Source organism: Bacillus toyonensis BCT-7112 (assembly GCF_000496285.1).
Lineage (GTDB): Bacteria > Bacillota > Bacilli > Bacillales > Bacillaceae_G > Bacillus_A > Bacillus_A toyonensis.
In genome coordinates this window covers 2,396,636-2,422,843 of the sequence record NC_022781.1, presented here as the reverse complement: position 1 = coordinate 2,422,843, position 26,208 = coordinate 2,396,636, and the positions used below count along the sequence as shown (strand labels likewise).

The 26,208-nt window shown below is 35.6% G+C and carries 23 protein-coding genes and 1 pseudogene; all 24 read left to right on the top strand.

Annotated features, from left to right (window positions below):
• The first annotated feature begins 28 nt into the window (after positions 1-28).
• Positions 29-1,890 (top strand): annotated as a pseudogene (gene nuoL, locus BTOYO_RS12555) (NADH-quinone oxidoreductase subunit L).
• Positions 1,887-3,389, top strand: a complete 1,503-nt coding sequence (locus tag BTOYO_RS12550) for an NADH-quinone oxidoreductase subunit M (protein ID WP_000998952.1) — start codon at positions 1,887-1,889, stop codon at positions 3,387-3,389. Before nuoL ends, BTOYO_RS12550 begins: the two are co-directional and overlap by 4 nt.
• Positions 3,390-3,396: 7 nt before the next feature.
• Positions 3,397-4,911: an NADH-quinone oxidoreductase subunit NuoN gene (nuoN, locus tag BTOYO_RS12545; RefSeq protein WP_002093010.1), complete on the top strand. Its 1,515-nt coding sequence runs from the start codon at positions 3,397-3,399 to the stop codon at positions 4,909-4,911.
• A gap of 213 nt (positions 4,912-5,124) precedes the next feature.
• On the top strand, positions 5,125-5,361 hold the full coding sequence (locus tag BTOYO_RS12540) for a DUF1146 family protein (RefSeq protein WP_000057885.1): 237 nt from the start codon (positions 5,125-5,127) through the stop codon (positions 5,359-5,361).
• Positions 5,362-5,412: 51 nt separating this feature from the next.
• Positions 5,413-6,117, top strand: coding sequence for a YwmB family TATA-box binding protein (locus BTOYO_RS12535; protein ID WP_000767897.1), 705 nt, complete (start codon positions 5,413-5,415; stop codon positions 6,115-6,117).
• Positions 6,118-6,156: 39 nt separating this feature from the next.
• Positions 6,157-7,461 (top strand): UDP-N-acetylglucosamine 1-carboxyvinyltransferase, encoded by a 1,305-nt coding sequence (gene murA, locus BTOYO_RS12530; protein ID WP_000411271.1) that lies wholly within the window; start codon positions 6,157-6,159, stop codon positions 7,459-7,461.
• A 253-nt stretch (positions 7,462-7,714) separates the two neighbouring features.
• A complete protein-coding gene (gene spoIID, locus BTOYO_RS12525; RefSeq protein WP_000672621.1) occupies positions 7,715-8,734 on the top strand; it encodes a stage II sporulation protein D in 1,020 nt (339 codons plus the stop codon).
• Between the two features lie 227 nt (positions 8,735-8,961).
• Positions 8,962-9,969 (top strand): LytTR family transcriptional regulator DNA-binding domain-containing protein, encoded by a 1,008-nt coding sequence (locus tag BTOYO_RS12520; protein ID WP_001185923.1) that lies wholly within the window; start codon positions 8,962-8,964, stop codon positions 9,967-9,969.
• A 179-nt stretch (positions 9,970-10,148) separates the two neighbouring features.
• Complete coding sequence (locus tag BTOYO_RS12515; protein WP_000170852.1) at positions 10,149-10,991, top strand: ABC transporter ATP-binding protein; 843 nt, start codon at positions 10,149-10,151, stop codon at positions 10,989-10,991.
• The gene (locus tag BTOYO_RS12510; RefSeq protein ID WP_000144458.1) at positions 10,991-11,695 is read left to right on the top strand and encodes an ABC transporter permease; all 705 of its coding nucleotides are present in this window, start codon (positions 10,991-10,993) and stop codon (positions 11,693-11,695) included. The genes BTOYO_RS12515 and BTOYO_RS12510 overlap by 1 nt, the downstream gene beginning before the upstream one ends.
• Before the next feature lie 161 nt (positions 11,696-11,856).
• The gene (locus tag BTOYO_RS12505; RefSeq protein WP_001214953.1) at positions 11,857-12,762 is read left to right on the top strand and encodes a stage II sporulation protein SpoIIQ; all 906 of its coding nucleotides are present in this window, start codon (positions 11,857-11,859) and stop codon (positions 12,760-12,762) included.
• Between the two features lie 247 nt (positions 12,763-13,009).
• Positions 13,010-13,144: a hypothetical protein gene (locus tag BTOYO_RS12500; protein WP_000008898.1), complete on the top strand. Its 135-nt coding sequence runs from the start codon at positions 13,010-13,012 to the stop codon at positions 13,142-13,144.
• A 306-nt stretch (positions 13,145-13,450) separates the two neighbouring features.
• Complete coding sequence (gene spoIIID / locus BTOYO_RS12495; protein ID WP_000544012.1) at positions 13,451-13,723, top strand: sporulation transcriptional regulator SpoIIID; 273 nt, start codon at positions 13,451-13,453, stop codon at positions 13,721-13,723.
• A gap of 310 nt (positions 13,724-14,033) precedes the next feature.
• A complete protein-coding gene (gene mreB, locus BTOYO_RS12490) occupies positions 14,034-15,035 on the top strand; it encodes a rod shape-determining protein (RefSeq protein WP_000457991.1) in 1,002 nt (333 codons plus the stop codon).
• 493 nt (positions 15,036-15,528) lie between these two features.
• A complete protein-coding gene (gene fabZ / locus BTOYO_RS12485; RefSeq protein WP_000931959.1) occupies positions 15,529-15,963 on the top strand; it encodes a 3-hydroxyacyl-ACP dehydratase FabZ in 435 nt (144 codons plus the stop codon).
• 350 nt (positions 15,964-16,313) lie between these two features.
• On the top strand, positions 16,314-16,991 hold the full coding sequence (locus tag BTOYO_RS12480; RefSeq protein WP_000467971.1) for a CpsD/CapB family tyrosine-protein kinase: 678 nt from the start codon (positions 16,314-16,316) through the stop codon (positions 16,989-16,991).
• 262 nt (positions 16,992-17,253) lie between these two features.
• Positions 17,254-17,997, top strand: a complete 744-nt coding sequence (locus BTOYO_RS12475; RefSeq protein WP_000393140.1) for a YveK family protein — start codon at positions 17,254-17,256, stop codon at positions 17,995-17,997.
• Positions 17,987-18,688 carry a CpsD/CapB family tyrosine-protein kinase gene (locus tag BTOYO_RS12470; RefSeq protein WP_001207195.1) on the top strand — a complete coding sequence of 234 codons (702 nt, stop codon included), beginning with the start codon at positions 17,987-17,989 and terminating at the stop codon, positions 18,686-18,688. Before BTOYO_RS12475 ends, BTOYO_RS12470 begins: the two co-directional genes overlap by 11 nt.
• 108 nt (positions 18,689-18,796) lie before the next feature.
• Positions 18,797-19,564 carry a tyrosine-protein phosphatase gene (locus BTOYO_RS12465; protein ID WP_000566175.1) on the top strand — a complete coding sequence of 256 codons (768 nt, stop codon included), beginning with the start codon at positions 18,797-18,799 and terminating at the stop codon, positions 19,562-19,564.
• A 244-nt stretch (positions 19,565-19,808) separates the two neighbouring features.
• Entirely contained in the window at positions 19,809-20,690 is an 882-nt protein-coding gene (gene galU, locus BTOYO_RS12460; RefSeq protein ID WP_000757775.1) for a UTP--glucose-1-phosphate uridylyltransferase GalU, read from the top strand.
• An 18-nt stretch (positions 20,691-20,708) separates the two neighbouring features.
• Positions 20,709-21,389: a sugar transferase gene (locus tag BTOYO_RS12455; RefSeq protein WP_000392623.1), complete on the top strand. Its 681-nt coding sequence runs from the start codon at positions 20,709-20,711 to the stop codon at positions 21,387-21,389.
• 185 nt (positions 21,390-21,574) lie between these two features.
• A complete protein-coding gene (locus tag BTOYO_RS12450) occupies positions 21,575-22,567 on the top strand; it encodes a glycosyltransferase family 4 protein (RefSeq protein WP_001291977.1) in 993 nt (330 codons plus the stop codon).
• Positions 22,552-23,829, top strand: coding sequence for a lipopolysaccharide biosynthesis protein (locus BTOYO_RS12445; RefSeq protein ID WP_000250380.1), 1,278 nt, complete (start codon positions 22,552-22,554; stop codon positions 23,827-23,829). Before BTOYO_RS12450 ends, BTOYO_RS12445 begins: the two co-directional genes overlap by 16 nt.
• 1 nt (position 23,830) lies before the next feature.
• Positions 23,831-26,113, top strand: a complete 2,283-nt coding sequence (locus tag BTOYO_RS12440; protein WP_000478245.1) for an alginate lyase family protein — start codon at positions 23,831-23,833, stop codon at positions 26,111-26,113.
• Positions 26,114-26,208: the final 95 nt, after the last annotated feature.

Genomic DNA, 26,208 nt, shown 5'->3' with positions numbered 1-26,208 from the left:
ATTGTGACCGAAAAGGGGGAAGGAAACAATGATCGATTATGCATGGCTCATACCGCTTTTCCCGCTTGTTTCGTTTTTTTACTTATTATGTTCGGGAAGAAAATTAGAGAAGGAAGCAGCGTACTTAGTATTTTCTTCGTCTCTCTCTCCTTTATACTCGCGGTACTTGTATTAATAGAAAGATTTTCGAAGGTCACAGTGAAGCATAAATGGGTATGGCTTAGAACTGGAGATATTGATATATCATTTGGCTTTGAAGTGACTGCATTAGGGGCTTTGATGTTATTTATCGTTACACTTGTGAGCTTACTTGTACATGTGTATTCAAAAGGTTATATGAAAGGTGACGCAAGATTACCAACTTTTTATGCATATTTAGGACTCTTTACATTTGCGATGCTTGGGCTTGTTATATCGACGAATTTGTTACAGCTTTATATATTTTGGGAGTTAGTAGGCCTCGGTTCATTTTTACTCATCGGTTTTTATTTCTTTAAGGAGGAAGCAAAGGCTGCTGCGAAAAAGGCTTTTATTATGACTCGTATTGGGGATGTTGGTTTATTTATTGGGATGATTTTAATCTTTTGGCATGCAGGTAGTTTTGAGTATGAAGCAATTTTTAGAGCGATTCATACAGGCGATCTGTCCCCGACTATGATAACGATAACGGCGATATTAATTTTTATCGGGGCGATGGGGAAATCAGGTCAATTTCCGCTTCATACGTGGTTGCCTGATGCGATGGAGGGGCCAACGCCTGTTTCGGCACTTATTCATGCGGCGACGATGGTCGCAGCCGGTGTATATTTAGTAGCAACGATGTTCCCGCTATTTTCGGCAAGTGCGGTGGCAATGCAGACGGTGGCAATTGTTGGGGCTTTCACCGCAATATTTGCAGCCTCTATCGGTCTTGTACAGACGGATATAAAGAGGGTACTTGCTTATTCTACAGTTAGCCAGCTCGGGTATATGATGCTCGCCTTAGGTTCTGCTGGTTATGTAGCGGGTATATTCCATCTAACGACACATGCCTTTTTTAAAGCGTTACTATTCTTGGCAGCAGGAAGTGTAATTCATGCTGTGCATACGCAAAACATTAATAAAATGGGCGGTTTACAGAAGAAGATGAAAGTAACGGGTACGTTATTTTTAATAGGTACACTTGCAATTAGTGGAGTTCCGCTTCTTTCGGGTTTTTTTAGTAAAGATGAAATTTTGGCAGCAACTTGGATGAGTGGCAATTACTTTCTATTTGTTCTAGCAGTCTTTGCGGCATTCCTAACAGCATTCTACATGTTCCGCCTATACTTTCTTGTCTTTACTGGGGAAGCGAAGACGAAGGAAGACGTGCATGACTCGCCGCGTATTATGACGTATCCGATGATTGTTCTCGGCGTTCTCGCGGTAGTAGCAGGATATATAAATACACCGTGGTTTGGAACGTTTCTCGGAGATTGGCTGACGAAGGATATACAATTTAAAGTGGAAGAAGCACATGGACCAGTTTGGATTATGATTGTTGCGACGCTCGTTTCATTTGGGGGGATTGCCCTTGCGTATTTCATATATGGAAAGAAAACTATCTCAAAAAATTGGGCAGGAGGAGAAAGGTCATTTCTTCATAAGCTCTTGAAAGAAAAATATTATGTGGATGAACTATACAATATGACAGTGATTCCTATTACGAAGGGAATCGCTCATGTGCTTCGCTTATTTGAAGTATATGTCGTGGAAGGGATTGCTGTTTTAATCGCAAGTTTGGTTAAAGGGGTAAGTGGCACATTGTCGAGGCTTCAAAACGGGAATGTACAAGTGTACGGCACTGTAACAGCAGTTTCGCTCGCGGTCCTCGTCATTATTTTGCTATATACGGGAGGGGATTTACGATGAATGATTTGTTGTTGACGTTCTTCATTTTCTCCCCACTTTTAGGGATTCTATTACTTGTATTAACACCGAAAAAAGAATCGCGTACAGTACGAGCGCTCGGTTTATTTGGGACGGCGCTTCCATTTGGGATAGCTACCGTCCTCGCTTGTACATATGCTTCTGGAAAGAGTCTATCGCTATTTGATGAAAAAGTGAAATGGATTAAATTTGGTGATTTTGCAGCGGTGGATAAAAGATGGTTTTCTATTTATTACGAGCTTGGAATTGATGGTTTGTCACTTGTAATGATGGTGCTGACAGCCCTTCTAGCGATGCTTGCAGCAATTGCAGCGTTTTCCATTAAAAGAAATTTAAAAGCATTTTATATGCTATTGCTCATGCTAGAAATAGGGATGCTCGGTGTCTTCGCTGCTAAAAATTTAATGTTGTTCTTTATTTTCTTTGAAATTACACTGCCACCAATGTTTTTATTAATTGGCAAGTGGGGGAAATTGTCGAGTGAAAAGGCTGCATATAGTTATTTAATATATAACGGCATTGGATCAGCTATTTTGCTCATCGTTTTCTCGATTTTGTTCGCGAAAACAGGTACGACAAATATTGCGGCATTGAAAGAGATATTAACAGGTGTAAGTGCTGGGGGAGGACAGATCGTCCCGAGTAGCATACAGCTTGGTGTATTTATTGCTATAATGATTGCCTTTGCAATTAAACTACCTATTTTCCCGTTGCATCGCTGGATGGTCAATGTGCATATTGAAGCGCACCCTGCTGTAGTTATGCTTCATGCAGGCGTTTTGCTAAAGATTGGAGCGTACGGGATGATTCGCTTCGGGAAGGGGCTATTCCCAGAATACTTTCGCGAGTTTGCCACGCTAATTGCGATTTTAGGAGTAATCAACTTATTGTACGGTGCCTTTTTAGCGCTCATCCAAACGGATTTTAGGAAGGTGCTTGCCTACTCTAGTATTTCGCATATGGGAATTGTTTTAATGGGGCTTGCGGCACTTAATGCACCAGGTACACAAGGGGCGCTATTCCAAGTTGTTTCGCACGGTTTAATTGCAGCCTTGCTCTTCTTCTTGCTTGGTGTTATAGAACAGCGCTTTGGCACGTCGGATATTACAGCGCTTGGTGGACTCGCAAAAAGTGTCCCAATACTTAGCGGCTTCTTCCTAGCAGGAGGAATGGCATCGCTTGGACTACCGGGGATGTCTGGATTTGTGAGTGAGTTTCTTGCCTTTCTCGGCTTATTCCAAGGAGAGCCAGTCATTGCTGCAGTCGGTGTACTTGGGATTATTTTAACCGCTGTGTACGTATTAAGAGCGACACTCCAAGTAACATTTGGTAAGAAAGAGTGGGAAGCGAAAACTGATATACACGGATGGGAGTACGTCCCGGTCCTATTGCTTATCTTCTGTATTATTGCCATTGGAGTAATGCCAGAAATACTAGGGGATCCGCTTCAAAATACATTGAAAACATTGGGGGTGAAGTAGGATGGATATGGATACGTTACTGAGCTTATCATGGCATCTCATGTTGCCAGAATTCATTATTCTCGGGTTTGCCATCCTTCTTTCCATAGGTGATTTGTTTTTTAAGCTGAACCATAGGTATGTGGCGCTTAGTGCAATCGCTGCTGTCATATTAGCAATTGTGTCATTAATTACGCTATACGGCGAACCAGCAGGAGATATTTTAAATGGATCGTTTGTGTTAGATGGATTTTCAAAAGGGTTTAAAACGTTGTTATTAGGCGGAGCGGCCCTCATCTTATGCACCGCAATGAGCGATGACAAGAAAAATCCAATTGAAGATAAGGGAGAATATTATTACTTATTTTTAATGGCCCTTCTTGGGGCGATGTTCATGGCTTCTAGTGTTGATTTTATTACACTTTTCGTCGGTTTAGAGCTACTATCACTTTCTTCCTATGTTTTAGTAGGAATACGAAAAAGGAACCGTGCATCAAATGAAGCGGCAATGAAATATGTCATTAATGGAGGAATTGGAACGGCGATTACGCTCTTTGGAATGAGTTATTTATACGGTATTACAGGCTCAACCAATATTGTGGATATGCAAAAAGTATTCACCGGGGAGCTAACTAGTGGTATTCAGCTATTGTTAGCTCTCGCATTTCTACTATTGCTCGTTGGGCTCTCGTTTAAAATTGCAACAGTGCCGTTTCATATGTGGGCACCCGATGTGTATGAAGGGGCGGCTACACCTGTTACTGCTTTCCTTGGAACGATTTCTAAAATTGCGGGGTTCCTACTCATTATTCGTCTGTTCCTTATGATTTTTGCAAGTGTATCGGTGCAAGGAGACATGGAATCTTTATACGGGCGTATGAGTATATATATTGCGGTTCTAGCAAGTATTACGATGATTATCGGAAATGTAGTCGCACTAAAGCAATATAACGTAAAACGCCTATTTGCTTATTCAGGAATCGCGCATGCGGGGTATTTACTCGTTCCACTTGTGGCATTATCACCATTTACGATGGATAGCATGTGGTTTTACATGCTTGCCTATATGCTTATGAATATAGGCGCATTTGCAATTATCCACGGCTTAATCTTACAAAGCGACAAAGAAAATATCACTATTTTCACCGGATTATATAACAGGTCGCCATTTACAGCGATAGTAATGACGATTTTTATTTTATCGTTGGCCGGGATACCAGGAACAGCTGGTTTCATCGGGAAAATTAACATCTTTTTAGGTGCACTTCATGTAGAGCCAGCTCATTACGTACTAGCTTCTATTATGATGGGTACGACAGTCATTTCATTCGTATATTATTTCCGTATTTTACAGCAAATGTTTTTCCGGACGGGAGAAGTAGAAGAGAAAATTCGGTTGCCATTAAATATAAAGGTTGTTATGAGTCTTTGTGCAATTTCGATTGTAATACTAGGGATTATGCCGATGATTGGATACAATTTCTTTTATGAATATTTTCCATTAATGAAAGATTTCTTCTTCTTGGGGAACGTGGTACAATAGTGAAAATAAAAGGTGTGGAGTCGGTACTCTGCGCTTTTTATTTTGTGTTAGCCGCAAATGAAAATGCATATAGGTATACGTTTTTTCGAGAGAAGTTTACGATGTAAAATGTAAGATGCTTATTTGCATTTGAAAAAGTGTGGCTCCTACTTATTATGGTATCGTTTTTATATTCTTTCGTAAGTAGTAGCCGAGTAAAAAGGGGTCGATTTTTTGGCACAACTTTTAGGGCAACAAGCACTGATTGCCATCGTTTCGCATTTATTGTTTATTACCATTACGTGGTGGGCCTTACAAGGTATTCACATCGAGCGTTTAATGAAAGCTGGAAAAGTGTTGCAGACGAGGGTATTACTCATCCTAATTACAATTGCAATTGGGACATCTGTAAGTAACTTTTTCCTTGATTATTTAGGCTATTCGAAGAGTTTAACGTATTTAGTAAAGTAAGTGTATAGAACCTCATATCTCCGTTAACAATGGGGATAGGAGGGGATGAAATTGAAGCTTAAAGCCATTCTTATTGTTGCGTTGAGTGTTGTTTTCTTTTTGGTTGGATATAGAGAGATGAAACCGATAAGCGATGAACAGAAAATGGAGAACATGATTAAGGCTTTAGAGAAAAATGATGCTAAAGTGGAGAAATGGTCATGGTTAGCGCGAGAAACAAAAACAATTTCTAACATACATACGTTTCAAAAATTGTTAAACGATGTGAAGGGGAAGGCAAATATTCAAAAATGGGACTTAGAGCAATCTCCAGATGGATATAAAGCTACATCCTATAAAAAGTTTGCTTCATATGAAGAACGAGTAGTAGTAACTTGGAGTAAGGAAAATACTAAAGAAAACACTTTCATTATTTTTGAAGTAAGTGGGGCGAAATGGGACCCGAAGCATGTTCAGAAAATGAATAAAATTTTTAATGAAAAACCTATAATTTACACTTGTGTTCAAGGTGTACTGAATGATAAGATTGAAGGTGTTTTGCAAAATAAAACCAATCAGGTTTTGAAAGATCTTTCAGCAAGAGCGATCGAACAAGTAGAAGAAAGAGCATTTGTGTCAGTCTCCGCATACAATAAAAAGTGGGATGACGCTCTTTCAACAAATAGAGAGAAAATAAATGTGCAAATAGCAATACGTTCTACAAACAACAAAGATACAATTGTGGTTGGCACACCGATCATAACTTCTGAGTATTGAGTGAATAGATACTGAAAAAAGGACACGGAGGGGAATAATTTGGAAAAGATCATCGTCCGTGGCGGAAAGCGGTTAAACGGCACAGTGCGTGTTGAGGGCGCAAAAAATGCTGTATTACCTATAATCGCTGCAGCCCTATTAGCGAGTGATGGAAAGAATGTACTATCTGAAGTACCAGTTTTGTCTGATGTATACACAATTAATGAGGTATTACGTCATTTAAATGCTGAAGTCGTATTTGAAAATAACCAAGTAACAATCGATGCTTCTAAAGAACTAAACATTGAAGCACCATTTGAATATGTACGTAAAATGCGTGCATCTGTTCAAGTAATGGGACCATTATTAGCACGTAACGGTCGTGCTCGTATTGCACTTCCAGGTGGATGTGCAATTGGTTCACGTCCAATTGACCAACATTTAAAAGGCTTCGAAGCAATGGGAGCAAAAGTACAGGTTGGTAACGGTTTTGTTGAGGCATACGTTGAGGGAGAACTAAAAGGAGCTAAAATTTATTTAGACTTCCCAAGCGTGGGCGCGACAGAAAACATTATGTCTGCAGCTACATTAGCAAAAGGGACAACAATCCTTGAAAATGCAGCGAAAGAACCAGAAATCGTTGACTTAGCTAACTTCTTAAATGCGATGGGAGCGAAAGTACGCGGAGCTGGAACTGGAACGATTCGTATCGAAGGCGTTGAGAAATTATATGGTGGAAACCACTCTATTATTCCTGACCGTATTGAAGCGGGAACATTCATGGTTGCAGCAGCAATTACTGGTGGAGACATCTTAATTGAAAATGCTGTTCCAGAACATTTACGCTCAATTACAGCGAAGATGGAAGAAATGGGTGTTAAAATTATTGAGGAAAATGAAGGTGTACGTGTTATCGGCCCAGATAAGCTAAAAGCGGTTGATATTAAAACTATGCCTCACCCAGGTTTCCCAACAGACATGCAATCACAAATGATGGCATTATTACTACAAGCTGATGGAACAAGTATGATTACAGAAACGGTATTCGAAAACCGCTTTATGCACGTTGAAGAATTCCGTCGTATGAATGCTGATATTAAAATCGAAGGTCGTTCTGTTATTATGAACGGTCCAAACAGCTTACAAGGTGCTGAAGTAGGTGCAACTGATTTACGTGCAGCTGCAGCATTAATCTTAGCTGGTTTAGTATCAGAAGGTTACACTCGTGTAACTGAATTAAAGCATCTTGACCGTGGTTATGTAGACTTCCATAAGAAATTAGCTGCATTAGGTGCAACTATTGAACGTGTAAACGAAAAAGTAGAAGAAGTGAAAGAACAAGAAGTTTCTGATCTTCACGCTTAATTGAAGTAGTCTCTATGTCTTTTGATATAGAGACTATTTTTTTGGGGTTATTACTGTTATAGTCAATAAACTCTATACTTATGCACGTACCAGTAAAAATATTTAGAAAATTTTCGTTTTATCTCCCATTAGCGGGCAGTAAGACTCCAACGCATTAAAACTTCAGTCTATACCGATACCCCCAAGTATGTTCTAAAAAATTCCGTAGTTCCATAAGAATGAAAGGAAGCCAACTTTATATTGGGGGAATAGGATGAAATTTTCAAAGCCATTTTTCATTATAGTAGTGCTTTTAATAGCGCTCGTTATCATTGTACCCGCTGCTCTTGTAATTCCGTTTGCGAAAGCAAAAATAGGAGAAGAAGCAGCTTCTAAAACTCCTCCAGCGATAGAAAGTATACCAGCTCCAGGGAAAGTGGATACAGCAGTTCAAGTTGCTGTATATCGCGACCAACAGAAGAAGGTAGAAACATTACCTGTGGAGGAATATGTGACCGGTGTAGTAGCTTCTGAGATGAATGCCAGTTTTGAAATAGAGGCGCTAAAGGCACAGGCATTAGCAGCAAGAACATTCGTGGTGCAGCGTATGCTAAGTGGAGAAAAGAAAAACAATGCAGATGTGGTAGATACGGTGAAAGATCAAGTGTACAAAAGCAAAGAGGAATTGAAAAAACAATGGGGCAATAACTACGAAAACAATTTAAAGAAAATCGAGGAAGCCGTTTCTAAAACCGCAGGACAAGTTTTAACGTATGAGGGAAAACCGATTTCAGCGTCTTTCTTCTCAACGAGTAACGGCCGAACAGAGAATGCAGCTGATTATTGGGGAAATGATTATCCGTATTTGAAAAGTGTAGATAGCCCGTGGGATCAAGCCTCTCCAAAGTTTACAAGCGAGCAAACGTTCACAGTAGCTGATTTTCAAAAACGTCTCGGTGTGAAAGTGCTAGCGGATGGAAAGGTTGGAAATATTAAAGATCTTACGGAGGGTAAAAGAGTAAAGGATGTAGCGTTCCAAGGGAAAACATTAACAGGAAAACAAGTTCGTGAAAAGTTAGATTTGCGCTCTTCTGATTTTACATGGAAACAAGAGGGCAATAAAATCATTGTCACGACGAAAGGCTTCGGTCATGGTGTTGGCATGAGTCAATACGGTGCGAATGGTATGGCAGCGGAAGGTAAGAAATATACAGATATCGTCGCTCATTATTATAAAGGCGTTGAAATAAAAACGATGAATGATTATGAGGGAAAACTGATGGTGAAGAAGTAGAACGTGAAAGGAGCTAATTAAGATTAGCTCCTTTTTTCATTATTTGTAGGTAAGTTTTTAAAAAGAGCACTTCGTGATTTACTCAAAACTTATATGGTAGAACAAAAATAGAGAATAAGGCTATCCGTTCATTTGGATAGCCTTCTTTTTATTTGTTTCATAAAAATATCAAAATTTTCCATTAATTGTTTGGTATAATAGGATAAAAAGCATTTGGGGGAGACGAAATGGCGCTACTGGAGTTGAAACAATTAGGGAAGACGAACCAGTTACCGGCAATTGAGCTAGAGGTTGAGAAAGGACAATGTGTTGTTTTGCAATGTAATAACCATACAGCTAAAGTTTTGCATCGCATCATTATTGGTGAGGAAGAAGCTTCAACTGGCAATGTGCTATTTGGAGGCGAAGCGATTGGAAAGAAAAATTATTCCCGCATCGGTTTTTGTTTTTTGAAAGATGAAGCATATGATCGTTTGAAGGTGAAGGAATACTTTAAATTTTTGTTAGGGCTTTATGAATCAAAGATAAGTATAGAAGAAGTAGTACAATATGTCGGTCTCTTAGATAAGTTAAACGTGAAAATAGAAAAATTATCATTTTCAGAGAAACGTCGCCTTCATATTGGGCGAGTTATGATTCATAATCCGGATTTAGTTATTTTGGAAGAGCCGGAGCAAAATGTAGATACAGAAAGTACGATTATTATTCGAAAAGCAATTATGAAAATGAAAGAGAAAGGAAAGGCGATCTTTATTACGTCCTCTTTCCTATCAGACGCTCTTTCGTTAACAGAAGATGTATACATATTAAACAACGATGGTGTGAAAAAGGTCGAAATCGAGCAAGAAGAGGCGGAAGAAGTTGATGAAGAAAAAGTCGTTCAAATGATTCCGCAGATGAAATTAGAAAGAATACCAGCGAAGGTGAACGATAAAATCATTTTACTTGATCCGATGGAAATTCATTTCATTGAAACACAAAATGGAGTGACACATATTCATGTGCGTGAAGGTGATTTCGTATGTGCATTAACATTAAGTGAACTAGAAACGAGATTAACAGGATTCGGTTTCTTTAGATGTCATCGTTCGTACCTCGTTAATTTACAACGAGTACGAGAAGTTATTACTTGGACACGGAACAGTTTTAGTTTAATTTTGGATGACGAAAGAAAAAGTTCAATTCCGCTTTCAAAAGGACGAATGGATGAATTAAAAGGTGTAATTGGGCTATAAAAAGTGCTCCAATAGGATCGAAATATGATTCATTCACCGGTAAAAATACTCCTTTTACCGGTATTTTACTGCGCCTACCCTTTATTTTTCATATGATTGAGTCAAGAAAAGCGAAACATACAAATCGAAACTTGCGAAAGCAAATTTCATCTATAAAGAAAAACAAAGGGGATGACGAAATGACATTGGCAATTGAAATGAAAGATGTAATGAAAAGTTTCAACGAAAAAACGGCACTTCGAAATGTAAATATTGAGGTGAAGCAAGGAGAAATTTTCGGATTCCTCGGACCGAGTGGATCTGGTAAAACAACAACAGTAAAAATATTAACTTCTCAATTACTTCATAGTGTTGGAACAGTAAGAGTATTAGGGAAAGACATTACAGGACCAAGTAGCATCGATTATAAACGAATTGGTATTTTAACAGACAACAGCGGCTTATATGAAAGACTTAGCATTTATGATAACTTACTATTATTTTGCGACTTATACGATTGCAAAAAAGAACGAATCGATGAAGTGCTAGCACAAGTGAATCTATTAGATGATAAAAAAACATTAGTAAAGAAACTATCAAAGGGAATGAAGCAGCGCGTCACACTAGCGAGAGCGATCCTTCATAAACCAGATATCCTCTTTTTAGACGAACCAACATCCGCACTCGATCCAGTTAACGTACAAAACATTCATAAAATCTTAAAAGACTTAAATAAAGAAGGAACGACGATTTTCTTAACGACGCACAATATGGAAGAAGCAGAAACGCTTTGTAACCGTATCGCCTTTCTATGCGGCGGAGAAATTGTAGCGCTTGATACACCAGAAAACCTTCGCTTACAATACGCGAAAGATCAAATACAAGTCGTATTAAAAGATAAGCAAAAAGAAGTCGTGCAAAAAGATGAATTAGGTGCAAAACGTATTTCAGAATGGATGAAAAAAGGTGAATTACTATCTATTCATTCACACGAGCCAACATTAGGCGATATCTTTATTGAAGTTACTGGGAGGGGATTATAATGACATTTTCAATGAGACGTGTATCAGCTATTTTTAGAAAAGAAGTACAAGATTTTAAGACAAATTCACAAGTGTTATTAATGGCATCTTTACCAATTATATTTGCATTTATATTTAGCAGATTTGGAGAAGGGCGCATGGGGGTTGGCATTATTACTTTAATGGCCTTTCTATTTGTTGCAGGGTTTGTTCAATCAATGGTAATTGCAGAAGAAAAAGAAAAACATACGTTACGTGTGCTAATGCTATCACCAGCTTCTTCGGTTGAAGTTCTTCTTGGGAAAAGTATATTAACAGCATGTTTGACGTTGGGCATTTGTATTGTGAACTTATTCATTTTGGATCAATTCGGTGGAAATCTTTTATTACTAGGATTTATTTTCTTATGTGGAACAATTCTATTTATTGTGATTGGAACAATGATTGGATTGTTAGCTGAGTCTGTACCGCAAACATCACTCATTGGAATGCCGATATTAATGACGATGTATTTAGCTGTACAATTTGAGCCAATGGTTGAAAATAAAGTAATTAAAACGATGATCGAGTATCTTCCGACATCTCATATTGCCAAAGCGATTAACAGCTTAGTAGAGGGAGCGGGATTTAGTAGTATTAGCGGACATGTCTTGAATGTTGGAGTGTGGCTTATTCTTTCGGTTGTTGCATGTTTAATCGTATATAAAAAGAAACAAATGGACTAAAAACTGAGCTGAAAATGCTCAGTTTTTTCTTTTTTCATCATTTCCTCGGAAATTTTACAATTTCTATACATATTTTTACATAATTTGTCGAAAAGTAATTAGTTATACGTTGTATAGGATACATGAATATTGTTCAAAATGATTGCTGAGGTGATGATGGAATGCGAGGAAGAAATAATAAAAAGTCGCAAAAGGTAGTACATTTATTTCAAAAAAGATGGGTGTTTCCGGCACTGTACATTGCTTGTGCAGCGGTAATCCTAGTGGTTGCGCTATGGTTCCAAGGAGCTAATCCAAAGAAGACTCCGAACCACGATCAAGCAACACCGTATACACAATCGGAAGATCCAGCAGTACCAGTAACGAAATCTTCAGAAGTAGTGAAAATGCCAGCAGCCGCTAATGCGGAAGTAGTCGTGCAGAAGAAATTCTATGAAGATGCAGCAACTGAGGCGGAACAAGAAAAAGCACTTGTCTTTTATAACAACACATATTCCCCGAATAAAGGAATTGACATTGCTGCGAAAAATGGAAAAGAGTTCAATGTTGCTGCTGCTTTAAGTGGCACAGTAACAAAAGCTGAAAAAGATTCACTTCTTGGTTATGTTGTAACAGTTGATAGTGGAAATGGTGTAGCAGTTTCTTATCAAAGCTTAGGCAGTGTGAAAGTAGAAAAAGGTGCAAGAGTTGCACAAGGTGAAGTATTAGGAAAATCCGGTCTAAGTGCAATGAATAAAGAAGCAGGTTCTCACGTGCACTTTGAAGTACGTAAAGACAATGTGGCTGTGAACCCTGAGCGCTACTTAAATAAATCAGTAGCAGAAATTAAAGCTGATGCAGGTGCTACAAAGGCAACGAATGCTTCTGGTAAAAAGGCTGATGACAAATCTCAAAAAGAAGAGAAGTCAACGAGCACGAAACCAGAAAGTAAAACAGAAGATAAGTCTCAAAAAGAAGAGAAATCAACAAGCGGTTCGACTGGTGACAAAAAAGAAGAACCGAAGAAAGAAGAAAAATCAACAAATGGTTCTACAGAATCATCTAACGATTCTTCTTCACAAGAATAAGAAAGTGGAAAAATCAGTTCTCATTAAGAGAACTGATTTTTTTATTTTCATCCTGCTATTTACGGGCGGTAAGACCCCGATCTCAAAATTCAGCGAAAGCAAAGAAGTTAGGGTTGATTAACTGCCCGTAAAAGTCCGATTATTAGTCGAGCTATATATAAAAATAATCAATTTCGAGAAAAAAATTGCATTAACAAGGAAAAATGACGAGATTCTCGAATATATATTACAAAAGGGAGGGGATACTGTGTCGTTTTTGTTTGTTCTGTCGATTGCTATTATATTATTGTTTGTTTTATTTACTTTGTATTATTATATTGCCGGTAAGAAGGAAGTTCCCCACCATCAATTGTTAGAAGAAGAATATGATCGAGAAGAATGACACCTTTTAAACAAGGTGTCATTTTTTTGCCAAAATAGTCATTGTTAACGTATTTCTCACAAAAAAACGTAATTTTTCTTAACTTAGTCCGCAAAAATAGTGAACATGTAGCATATATCAGTAGTGCGGGCAATACAATGGTATAAACCAAAGCAAAGAGAGTGTTTGAGGTGAGAAATCGTGAATCATTTCATTATAAATCCAAGAATGTTTAACGCTTACAAACAGCACTCACACTTACTTCTTAGTCGTATGCAGCGAAGCTCATTTCACACTTCTCACATCCAATTTAGGGAGGCGAGTGGTGTGCACGATTACATCAAAGAGAGAACTATCAAGATTGGTAAGTATATCGTGGAGACAAGAAAGACAGTGCGTGTAATTGCAAAGGAATTTGGGGTATCAAAGAGTACAGTCCATAAAGATTTAACAGAACGTCTACCAGAAATTAACCCAGAGCTCGCAAATGAAGTGAAAGAAATTCTTGATTATCATAAGTCTATTCGTCATTTAAGAGGCGGAGAAGCAACAAAGCAAAAATATAGAAAAGAAGATGTAGAAAAGCCTGTACGTCAATAAAGTGAAACTTTAATCAGTGGGGCATGCCTCACTGATTATTAGTCTTCAGTAATCGGGCGTTTGCAGGCTTTTTGTCTTTCGCTCAACTCTTCTAAACTCGTCGGATTGATTTTGAGATGAGAGTCTTACCTTCCGTTAATATAAGATAAATATACGTTAGCAAACATTCCGCGTGCATTCGGTAATATTTTTCAGAAGAATTCTTTTTGCGAATATTACGTTTCTGTTAAATTTATGATAAAATCAGAAATTAGGTGTAAAAGAATTCGGGTGTAACCTGATTTTGAATATCGAGGAGGAAAAGACGGGAATGTTTGCGCGAGATATCGGAATTGACCTAGGTACGGCTAATGTATTAATTCATGTTAAAGGTAAGGGTATTGTATTAAATGAGCCATCTGTTGTGGCAATTGATCGTAATACAGGTAAAGTATTAGCAGTAGGTGAAGAAGCAAGAAGTATGGTGGGACGTACGCCTGGTAATATTGTAGCAATTCGTCCACTTAAAGATGGTGTAATCGCAGATTTCGAAATTACAGAAGCGATGTTAAAGTATTTCATTAACAAGTTGGACGTAAAGAGCTTCTTTTCAAAACCTCGCATTTTAATTTGTTGTCCAACAAATATCACATCGGTAGAACAAAAAGCAATTCGTGAAGCTGCTGAACGTTCAGGTGGTAAAACAGTATTTTTAGAAGAAGAACCAAAAGTAGCCGCAGTTGGTGCTGGTATGGAAATCTTCCAACCAAGCGGTAACATGGTTGTTGATATTGGTGGAGGTACAACAGATATCGCTGTACTATCTATGGGTGATATTGTTACCTCTTCTTCTATCAAAATGGCTGGCGATAAGTTTGATATGGAGATCTTAAACTACGTTAAACGTAAGTATAAGCTATTAATTGGAGAACGTACTTCAGAAAATATTAAAATTAAAGTCGGTACAGTATTCCCAGGTGCACGTAGTGAAGAGCTTGAAATTCGTGGACGTGACATGGTAACAGGTTTACCACGTACAATTACAGTATGCTCTGAAGAAATTACAGAAGCACTAAAAGAAGACGCGGCTATCATTGTACAAGCTGCAAAAGGCGTACTAGAGCGCACACCACCAGAACTATCTGCGGACATTATCGACCGCGGTGTTATTTTAACAGGCGGTGGAGCTTTACTACACGGTATCGACATGCTTCTAGCAGAAGAATTAAAGGTACCAGTATTAATCGCTGAAAACCCAATGCAATGTGTTGCGGTTGGTACAGGTATTATGTTAGAGAATATTGACAAATTACCACGTCGTGCTTTGAAATAAAGTGAAACTTTCATCAGTGGGGCACCCAACTGATTATTATTTCAAAAATAGCTGGATAAAGTAGAAGGAACTAAGGTGTAAACCTTAGTTCTTTTTTATTTTTCTATTTTTTTATTTCGTTTTTTTGCGAAAATGAGAGAAAAATAAAGAAAAACGGAGGAAACAGGTAAAATATTCATATATATGGTTAAATTTAATATTTCCTTATTTGAAAACGTTTATAATATAATGAGTCGAATACGACATTAAGGCAAATAATGTTTCAATACATATTGCCTTTCCCTAATCTGGGCATACACTCTTTTCTACCTCCGTGTCAGTTGCAGGAATGTGCAACTATTTTAAGGGAATAGAGTGTGTGCATTTTTTTATATGGAGAAGTAAGTATACTAAATATAAAAATTCACTTTGTAATGACAAACGATAAACAAAATGGGATAATAACAATATGTCCAAGTGGTAAGACCAATATTACAAAAGGGGCGATCATTACATGCTAAATATAGAACAAATTAAAGAAATCATTCCTCACCGCTATCCATTTTTACTTGTTGATAAAATATTAGAAGTAGATGAAGGCAAAAGAGCGGTTGGAATTAAAAATGTATCTGCAAACGAAGAATTCTTTAATGGACACTTCCCTGACTATGCAGTTATGCCTGGCGTACTTATTGTAGAAGCGTTAGCACAAGTCGGAGCGGTTGCTGTATTAAAGAAAGAAGAAAACCGCGGAAGACTTGCTTTCTTCGCAGGTATCGACAATTGTCGTTTCAAAAAACAGGTACGCCCGGGTGATCAACTTCGCCTAGAAGTAGAAATGACACGTGTACGTGGCCCGATCGGAAAAGGAAAAGCAATTGCGACAGTAGATGGTGAAGTTGCATGTGAAGCTGAAATCACATTTGCAATTGGTGATAAAAAAGAATAGAGAACAAATAAAAAAATCTCCTTGTGAACGTACAAGGAGATTTTTTGTTTCTGTTATATAACGATGAAGTGATAAAATACAAACTAATCAGAAAATTACTTGTCAATAGATGGTAATTACCATATAATTTACTTTATCATTTATTTAGAAAATAGGATAAGTGATAAAGGTAATGAAGAAGTAAGGGCATTGTCATATTGTTAAGGCGCTTATATAAGACAAAGTAGAATGTTATTGATTATGATGAGATGTGGGGAAATTAGCAATACAAAATATTAATTAGACGTATGAAATCGAGCATAAGAGAGAGAAAAGGGAAATGTCGCATTTCACAAAAGGAGATTATGAATATGTTCGGGAGAAAGAAAAGAAAATCATTACGACAATTAATTACACATAAAGAACCTAAATCGCGTATTACAGAACAATATCGTAACATTCGTACAAACATTGAATTTACATCTGTGGATAGTCATGTTCGTTCTATTATCGTTACCTCGGCAGATCCAGGTGATGGGAAAACAACGACAATCGCAAACTTAGCAGTTGTTTTCGGCCAACAAGGAAAGAAAGTTTTATTAATTGGAGCTGATTTGCGTAAGCCGACGATACAAAACTTATTTGCCATTCATAGTTCAAATGGGTTAACGAACTTATTATCAGGACAAGCAAAGCTTATGCAATGCATTCAAAAAACAGATATAGAGAACGTATATTTAATGGCAGCAGGTCCAATCCCGCCAAACCCAGCAGAATTATTAGGGAGCCGGGCAATGGACGAAGCGTTGCTAGAAGCATATAACATGTTTGATATTATTTTAATCGATACACCACCTGTCCTTGCGGTTACTGATGCGCAAATACTAGCGAATAAATGCGATGGAATCGTACTCATTGTACGCAGCGAAAAGACAGAAAAAGATAAAATCGTAAAAGCGAAACAAATATTAGATAAAGCATCAGGAAAACTACTAGGTGTTGTTTTAAACGATAAAAAAGAAGAAAAAGAGCAATATGGTTATTACTAAAATATAAAAAGCCAACAAAAAAATTTGTTGTGCTTTTTATTGTTTTCTGAAAATTATTTATCAAGTTACACACTATAAAAAACATGATATGATAAAATTTTTGGGAAATGATTGGAATGTGTTGTCATATTTAAGATTATTTTGTAAGATTAAACTTGTTTCTTGTGAACAAATATAGAACTGAATGATTAAAAATAAAAAATGTAAGATTTATATGTTATAATTTTTCCTATGTGTAAATTTTAGAAAGTTGGAGGAACCTATGGAAGAAACAATTAGTCTAAAAGAGTTATTTCATATCTTAAAAAAACGTTTAGCAATGATCCTCGTAATCGCATTTGGTGCAGCTATTGTAAGTGCTATCATTAGCTTCTTCTTTATGACACCAATCTATCAATCTTCGACGCAAATTCTTGTTAATCAGAAGAAGCAAGAAGGTGCAATGTTTCAGGCTGGTGAAGTTCAAACGAATATTCAATTAACAAATACATATAAGGTTATCATTAAAAGTCCAGTAATCTTAGATCAAGTGAATGAAAAATTAAATTTAAATATGACAGCACAATCTTTAACAAAGAAGATTAATGTTGCGAATGAAAAAGATTCACAAGTCATTTCTGTAACAGCTGAGGACAAAAATCCGAAAGTGGCTCGTGATATTGCAAATGCAACAGCAGATGTATTTAAAGGTGAAGTTGCAAAGATTATGAATGTTGATAACGTAACGGTACTATCGAAGGCAGAAGTTGCGGAGAATCTATCTCCAATTAAACCGCGCCCAATGTTAAATGTAGCAATTGTTTTCGTTGTTGGTTTAATGGCTTCAGTTGGTCTTGCATTTTTACTAGAATATTTAGATAACACAGTAAAAAAAGAAGAAGATGTCGAAAGCTTACTTGGTTTACCAGTGTTAGGTATTGTAGCTCGTATGGATGAAGAAACATTGAACGTGAAATCACACGCTACATCATCAAGAAAAGTGAGGGGACAAACAATTGGCTCTTAATTTATTTAGAAAGAAAAAAACCCATCGTCAACGTCGTCAATTAATTGCTCATCAACAACCGAAATCACCGATTTCAGAGCAATATCGTAATATTCGAACGAATATCGAATTTGCAGCTATTGATACGAATTTACATTCATTAATGGTAACATCTGCAAATCCAAGTGAAGGGAAAACGACAACGACAGCTAATATGGCAGTTGTGTTTGCTCAACAAGGAAAAAAAGTATTATTAATTGATGCGGATATGCGTAAACCAGCGATGCATCAAATGTTCCAAGTTGATAATATTTTTGGACTAACGAATGTATTAACATATAGTGAACGTTTAGAAAAATGTGTACAAACAACATTAGTTGATAATCTACACTTTTTAGCTTGTGGTCCAATCCCACCTAATCCAGCAGAATTGTTAGGTTCAAAATCAATGAAAGAACTTCTTGGACAAGCATACAGCATGTACGACTTAGTTATTTTTGATATGCCACCTATTTTAGCTGTTACCGACGCACAAATTATGGCAAATGTATGTGATGCCTCTATTCTTGTCGTTCGTAGTGAAGCAACAGAAAAAGAAACAGCAGTAAAAGCAAAAGGATTGTTAGAATCGGCAAAAGGTAAACTGCTAGGTGTTGTCCTGAACGATCGTGAACGTGAAGAAGGCTTATATTATTATTACGGTGCAAACTAATTAAAAGAGTGAGATATGGTTGAAACATATCTCCTTTTTTCCCTTGAATATGAGATGTCTCATATTCAAGGGAAAAAAGATTACTAGGAAAGAGGGAGGATAAAATAAATGATTGATTTACATTGTCACATCTTACATGGCATCGATGATGGTGCACAAACTATGACAGATAGTTTAGCGATGGCGCAACAAGCCGTAGCAGAAGGAATACATACAATTGTCGCAACGCCGCACCATCAAAATGGAAAATATATAAATGAACGTACCTCAATTATTCATCACGTAAAACAACTAAATGATGAACTACAACAACATAATATTTCACTTACTATTTTACCGGGGCAAGAGGTCAGGTTATATGGTGATTTATTAGAAGACTACGAAGCTGGTAAAATTGTTACTTTAAACGAAACAAATAAATATATATTCATTGAATTTCCATCTAATCACGTACCAAGATATGCGGAACAACTATTATATGAACTGCGAGTTAAGGGAATGATTCCAATTATCGTTCACCCAGAACGTAATGCCGAGTTAATCGAGCGGCCAGATAAGTTATATAATCTTGTTAATAAAGGTGCACTCACGCAAGTAACAGCAGGTAGTTTATTAGGGAAATTCGGTAAAAAAATTAAAAAGTTTTCACTACAACTTGTGGAACATAATTTAACACATATGGTCGCTTCAGATGCACATAACACGACATCAAGAGGATTTCATTTAGCGGAAAGCTACGAATTAATTGAGAAGGAATTCGGTATGAGTGTTATGAGTGATTTGAAAGAAAATCCATATTTATTAATTAGCGGGAAGGCGATTTATAAAGAAGATCCAGAACAAATTCGTCGTAAGAAATTGTTCGGTATTTTTTAAATAAGGAATAGGTGATGTCTCCTAACCGTTATCAATGGAGGCACTCGGTCGTGCTGTGGGTAGAAAATTTATTTTCGAACCTACCTTAGACGCTTGTCGTCGGGAGTATGACGTGAGGATGGGTTAGATGCCCATATTTTATTTATGATAGAAACTCTACCTATGGAGTTATAGCTATGACTTTATAGGTAGGGTTTTTGTTATTGTTACATATAAATAAATAAATAAATATGGGGGACTAACATTGAAAAAAGTAAGAAAAGCGATTATCCCAGCAGCTGGTCTTGGGACAAGATTTTTACCAGCAACGAAAGCAATGCCGAAAGAAATGTTGCCAATCGTTGATAAGCCGACAATTCAATACATAATAGAAGAAGCGATTGAATCAGGAATTGAAGATATTATTATTGTTACTGGAAAAGGAAAGCGCGCGATCGAAGATCATTTTGATCATTCATTCGAACTAGAACAAAACCTTTTAGAAAAAGGAAAATATGAAATGCTTGAAAAAGTACAAGCTTCTTCAAAAATTAACATTCACTACATAAGACAGAAAGAACCGAAAGGTTTAGGACATGCAGTATGGTGCGCACGTAAGTTTATTGGAAATGAACCATTTGCGGTATTACTTGGTGATGATATTGTACAAGCAAAAACACCATGTTTACGTCAGCTGATGGATCAATATGAAGGTACACAATCATCCGTTATCGGCGTACAAACAGTGGCAGAAAATGAAACGCATCGCTACGGTATTATCGATCCAGTTGAACAAAACGAGCGTCGTTATCAAGTACGTCAATTTGTTGAAAAACCAGCTCAAGGAACAGCACCATCCAATTTAGCGATTATGGGTCGTTACGTATTAACACCAGAAATTTTTATGTTTTTAGAGAACCAACAGACAGGTGCTGGTGGGGAAATTCAACTGACAGATGCGATTCAACGATTAAATGAAATTCAGCGTGTATTTGCTTATGACTTTGAAGGAACTCGTTATGATGTTGGTGAGAAGTTTGGGTTTATTAAAACGACAATTGAAATGGCATTACAACATGAAGAATTAAAGGACGAATTAATGGAGTATATGACTGAACTTATAAAAATAGAAAATGTACATGTGTAAAGGGGAGGTGAAGAAAGGTTGGAAGAAAGAGGATTGATACATAAATCTGTGGAGAAAGAAATAGGTGTAGTGAAAAAAACATCAATTTTCCATGCATTTTTAAAAAGGACACTGGATATTATAGGTGCTATTGTTGGTTTAATAATATTTTCTCCATTCTTTATTATAATTCCTATCCTTTACATGCGTGGGGATGCGAAAGGGCCGGTTTTCTTTAAACAATCTAGAATTGGTAAAGATGGTAAAGTATTTGGTATTTATAAATTTCGTTCTATGGTAGTTAATGCAGAAGAAAAATTAGAGAAAAATGAAGTTTTATATAAGAAATATATAGATAATAACTATAAACTTGAGCCAGAGGAAGATCCACGTATTACAAACATAGGGCGCTTTTTAAGGAGAACAAGTTTAGATGAATTACCACAGTTTATTAATGTCCTTAAAGGTGATATGAGTTTAGTTGGTCCGAGACCAGTAATTCAGGAAGAATTAAAAGAATACGGCTCTAAAACTTCAGACTTTTTATCTGTGAGCCCTGGTTTAACAGGTTATTGGCAAGTAAGTGGTAGAAGTGATGTAGGGTACCCAGAGAGGGTAGATATAGAATTATATTATGTATACAATCAATCCTTGAAATTAGACATTATTATATTATTTAAAACTGTTTTATTGGTTGTATTACGTAAGGGTGCGTATTAAACATAATAATCACGTTGTCGAGATTAATCATAAATAGATTCCTTGAGAGAGTTATAGTCTTTTCTATCTGAGGGATCTATTTATTTTTTATGTGAAATTTTCAAAAAGCTGAATAATAATATTAGATGTATCATTGTAAATATTAAATCTAGTGCATTTAATGGAATTAAGAGGGAATGTAAAATATGAGCGAAAAATATTTTCTTATAGGTCCTTATCCTCCTCCATTAGGGGGCGTAAGTATATATATATATAGGTATAGTAAATTTTTAGAAAAACAAGGTAAAGAAGTAGAATTTATTGATTTTGATAAAATGGGGCGTTTAGAAAAGTTGAAATTTTTAATACATTATTGTGTAATGTCACCACAAAAGCATACTTTCCACCTTAATGAATTTAATACATTAACCATGATAGCTTTATTATTACGGCCATTTCAATGTAGGATTATTTTACAAAACCATTCTATAAGAATTTTAGATACTTTTCGTAATGTGAAAAAAATAATGACTAAATTATTTATAAAAAAAGTAGATCAGTGTGTGTTGGTTGGAGAACATTTAAAAGATGGATATAGAAAGAATAACATCCAGCTCCCAAAACAAGTCGTGGTAAAATCGCCCTTTATACCACCTCCATTAGAGGATGAAGAACATATTTTGTCGACGTATAGCGAAGAGGTTATAAGTTTTTTAAATAACAGTGAACAAATATTAATAGGCAATGCCTCAAAGATTACATTTTATAAGAATATAGATTTGTATGGAATTGATATGTGTATAGAAGTAATAAGAATTTTAAAAAACAAGTATCCAAAAATAGGATTGGTTTTTGCTTTGGCAGAAATAGGCGATGAAGAGTATTTCAAAAGTATGTTAGACAAAATTAAAGAATACAAAATAGAGGGAAATATATTATTTCTTACAGGACAAAAAGAATTATGGCCTCTATTTAAAAAGTCGGATATAATGATTCGACCAACTTATAGTGATGCTTATGGTATAAGTATTGAAGAAGCAATTTACTTTAATTGTAGAGCTATTGCAAGTAATGTTTGCAATCGGCCAGAGGGTACGATATTGTTTGAAAATCGAAATATAAATGACTTGGTATGCAATATTGAAAAATGTATTGAAGATATGGATTTTAAGGAGAAATCGACATGGTGCAGCTATTAGCAAATATGAGAGGGAAAATCCATAATAATATAATTCAACTAAGAAAAAAAGGTTTTTTTAGTTTATTATTAACAAAATTTTTAGTACAGTTTGTTGGGTTCGGAAGTGTTATTTTAGTTGCAAAATTTATTTCTCCTGAAAGTATGGCACAGATAAAAAGCTTACAGACTTATTTAATATTAGCTGTTCTAATAGGTACTTTTGGACTCGATACGGCAATATTGAAATATTGTTCGGAACCTAGGGAGGAGGGCGAAAAAAAATATCTTCTCTTATATGCGATTCGAAAAAGTATAATTTTTTGTGTGATTTCTGTAATATTATTTAACTTGTTTTTAGTTTTTTCTCCGAAATACTCTGTATTTCAGTGGGGGGTATATACACTTTGTATTCCAATGCTTACTATGACAAATATTTTGATGAATTATTTGTTGGCTCTGAAAAGGGTAAAACGAATGGCTGTTATACAATCAATAATAAAAATTCAAAATGCAATATTTATTATTATTGGTACGTGGTTTTTCGGTATTAAAGGATTTATTATCGCAACAGTTCTAGGATTAGTAGTAGGGCTATTTCCACTGTTTAAAGAAGTAAATTCTATAAAAGTATCTTATAATATGTCCAAGAAAATACCGTTTACATTTTGGAATATTGCATTTTTTAGTTTTTTGGCTAATTTTACCAATAATATAGGGAATTATACAGATATTATTATTATGGATAGTTTTATTACAAATCGCGTTGAGATGGGATACTATGCAATAGCAACTATATTTTTATTAGGAGCAACGCAAGTTACTGCTACTTTACAGAATATCTATACACCTTATCTCACTGAAAGTACTAAAGATATTAGTAAATTAAAACAGATGACTTTTAATATACAAAAAAAGACTTTAGTATTGAGTATTTTTGTAGGGATTACAGTTTATTTAGGGGCGAAAATATTTGTTCCTATTTTTTATGGGAACTCTTATATAAATACTGTCACATATACTGGCATATTAATGGTTAAATACGTAATATATTCATCCTATGCAATTGTAGCAATTATGTTAATTGCCCTAGGAAGAATGAAAGAGAATTTTTTAGTAAACCTTATTTCTGTCCCCATCATTTTGTTAATTAATTATTTTATTGGAAAGCATTTTTCTATCATTGGAATAGCGTGGGCGCAAGTATTTAATGCTCTATTGGTATTGGTTATACAATATGTCTTTGTTTTTATAGTGATAAAGAAAGAGAGAAGATACGTTTAAGTTGTTTTTAGAAAAAGTAGAGAGTTTTTATAGTAAAGAGGCAGGTGATAGCATATTGAACTACTTTCAAAAAATAGAAGGGTTGTCTGTAAAGGAAGTCCTAGAGAAAGCGAAAAGAAAAATAGTTTATAAGTCATCAAGAAAGATTGAATGTTGGAAAGATAGTATAGCTTCTAGTTACTCAAAAGAATTTTTTAATTATGAACTAGAGGAGATTTTATCAAAAACCGTGGAATATGAATTTGATAAAAATGAAGTGGTACAAATTAGAGATTTAACTTCACTGTATATGAACCATTATTTTGATTTATTAGGATCAGGTTGGTTGAATGTTAAATATAACATGAAGTTCCAGGGATTGGAAGAACACCGGTATACCTCAAAGAAAATTGAAGTGGATGAGAATAGTGATTGGATAAAAAACTTAATTAATAAAGAGAATCAAAATTATAGTGAGTATGTTAGGAGTCATATATCTAGTAGTTATGTACCTATAGATTGGCGAATCGATTTTAAATCAGGATATACGTGGGATTCCAAAAAACATTATTCTGAATTGAATCTTAATACAGGGCCAGGAATTGATGTTAAAGTACCTTGGGAACTTTCCAGAATGCAACATTTAATTCAATTTGTTTGGGCATATACGCTAGCGAGTAAAGGAAACAAAGAATTTGAAAATCCTGAGGTATATGAAAGAGAATTCCAAGATGAAATTCTGGATTTTATCTCTGCAAATCCTCCTAAATTTGGAGTAAATTGGACGTGCACTATGGACGTTGCAATTAGAGCTGCTAATTGGATTTTAGTTTATGATTTACTTAAAGTACAAGGGGTAGAATTTAATAAGGAATTTAAAAAAATATTTGTACTTTCTATATATGATCATGGGAAATTTATTTTTAACCATCTAGAACGTAATAAAGGGATAAGAAATAATCATTATTTATCTAATATTGTAGGATTATTCTTTATTTCTGCATATCTTCCTGTTACAAAAGAGGTATCGACATGGTTAAAGTTCTCATTCCAAGAATTAATTCAAGAAATGAGTTTCCAATTTTATAAAGAAGGTTCAAACTTTGAAAACTCTACTACTTATCATCGCTTATCTGGCGAACTTATGCTTTATGCAACAGCGGTAGCCCTAGCGTTGCCTAAAGAGAAAATAAAGATATTACATAGTTACAAATTGCAAGATCATATTGGGGTTTGTAAAAAACTAGGGTTTGAAATTGATCCGGATAAATTTTGGGATTTCCATAACGGGAGGATATTTCCTGGATGGTATATGGAGAGATTAGAAAAAATGGCTGAATTTACAGTTGATATTACTAAGCCTAACGGAAAAGTTGCGCAGTTTGGTGATAATGATAGTGGAAGATTCTTTAAGACACAGCCCTCTTATAATTTATTAACAGTTCAGGAAGCTAAGCAAAAATATTTAAATTTAAGTACTTATAATGAATTAAGTGATAAAGCAAATTACTGGGATGAGGACTTTTTAGAACATCACTTTCTAGTAGCGGGAATTAATGCTTTATTTAAAAGGAAAAAATTTTTTAGCTTTGTAAATAAGCCTTCTATAGAACATACCTTAATTAAAAATATGGTGAAAAATCGTATGAAAACATATGAAGAATTTATTTCACAGGGTTTAAAACATGATACTTTAGAAATCTCCATAAATGAGCAAGAGAAAAATGAAATAAATAAATTAGAGCAACAAGAAAAATTTGTTCAATATATTTTTTATTCTAAATCTAATTTGGTTGAGAGGCTAAAAAAGATAGCATATCCCGACTTTGGTATGTATATTTTTAAATCTCCAGATTTTTATTTAGCTATTAGGTGTGGGAAGTTAGGTACTAACGGAAAAGGAAGTCATGATCATAATGATCAGCTCAGTATTGAATTGGTAATTGACGGAGAAAATATTATAAAAGATCCTGGAACATACCTATACACCCCAATACCGGAGAAAAGAAATTTATTTAGATCCACAAAAGCACATTTTACAATCCAATTGGGCGATATAGAACAAAATAATTTTTATGATGGATTGAGTGGTTTGTTTAGCTTAGAGAATAATACAAATAGCCAGTGTTTGGAATTTAAAAACAATAGTTTTGTAGGATGCCATAGTGGTTATGGTCAAAAAGTATATAGGAAAATAGAGATATTTGACAAACGAGTAGTAATAACCGATTTTGGAACAAGTATTGTTAATCAAGAATTCAATTACTATTCAAACGGTTACGGACGAATTATGAAAAATAAATAAAGGGCATTTAATAATAAGATTTTTGGGTAGAACTCTAGTGAAATAATGGGCTAGAGGGTGGAGAATATTGTATTACATGGCGTGTATTAAATGAA

Coding starts and splice junctions, on each gene's coding strand:
- BTOYO_RS12550 (WP_000998952.1), top strand. CDS start 1,887: ATGAATGATTTGTTGTTGACGTTCTTCATTTTCTCCCCACTTTTAGGG.
- mreB (WP_000457991.1), top strand. CDS start 14,034: ATGTTTGCGCGAGATATCGGAATTGACCTAGGTACGGCTAATGTATTA.
- spoIID (WP_000672621.1), top strand. CDS start 7,715: ATGAAATTTTCAAAGCCATTTTTCATTATAGTAGTGCTTTTAATAGCG.
- BTOYO_RS12445 (WP_000250380.1), top strand. CDS start 22,552: ATGGTGCAGCTATTAGCAAATATGAGAGGGAAAATCCATAATAATATA.
- nuoN (WP_002093010.1), top strand. CDS start 3,397: ATGGATACGTTACTGAGCTTATCATGGCATCTCATGTTGCCAGAATTC.
- BTOYO_RS12520 (WP_001185923.1), top strand. CDS start 8,962: ATGGCGCTACTGGAGTTGAAACAATTAGGGAAGACGAACCAGTTACCG.
- fabZ (WP_000931959.1), top strand. CDS start 15,529: ATGCTAAATATAGAACAAATTAAAGAAATCATTCCTCACCGCTATCCA.
- BTOYO_RS12515 (WP_000170852.1), top strand. CDS start 10,149: ATGACATTGGCAATTGAAATGAAAGATGTAATGAAAAGTTTCAACGAA.
- BTOYO_RS12510 (WP_000144458.1), top strand. CDS start 10,991: ATGACATTTTCAATGAGACGTGTATCAGCTATTTTTAGAAAAGAAGTA.
- BTOYO_RS12465 (WP_000566175.1), top strand. CDS start 18,797: ATGATTGATTTACATTGTCACATCTTACATGGCATCGATGATGGTGCA.
- BTOYO_RS12480 (WP_000467971.1), top strand. CDS start 16,314: ATGTTCGGGAGAAAGAAAAGAAAATCATTACGACAATTAATTACACAT.
- BTOYO_RS12475 (WP_000393140.1), top strand. CDS start 17,254: ATGGAAGAAACAATTAGTCTAAAAGAGTTATTTCATATCTTAAAAAAA.
- BTOYO_RS12505 (WP_001214953.1), top strand. CDS start 11,857: ATGCGAGGAAGAAATAATAAAAAGTCGCAAAAGGTAGTACATTTATTT.
- BTOYO_RS12450 (WP_001291977.1), top strand. CDS start 21,575: ATGAGCGAAAAATATTTTCTTATAGGTCCTTATCCTCCTCCATTAGGG.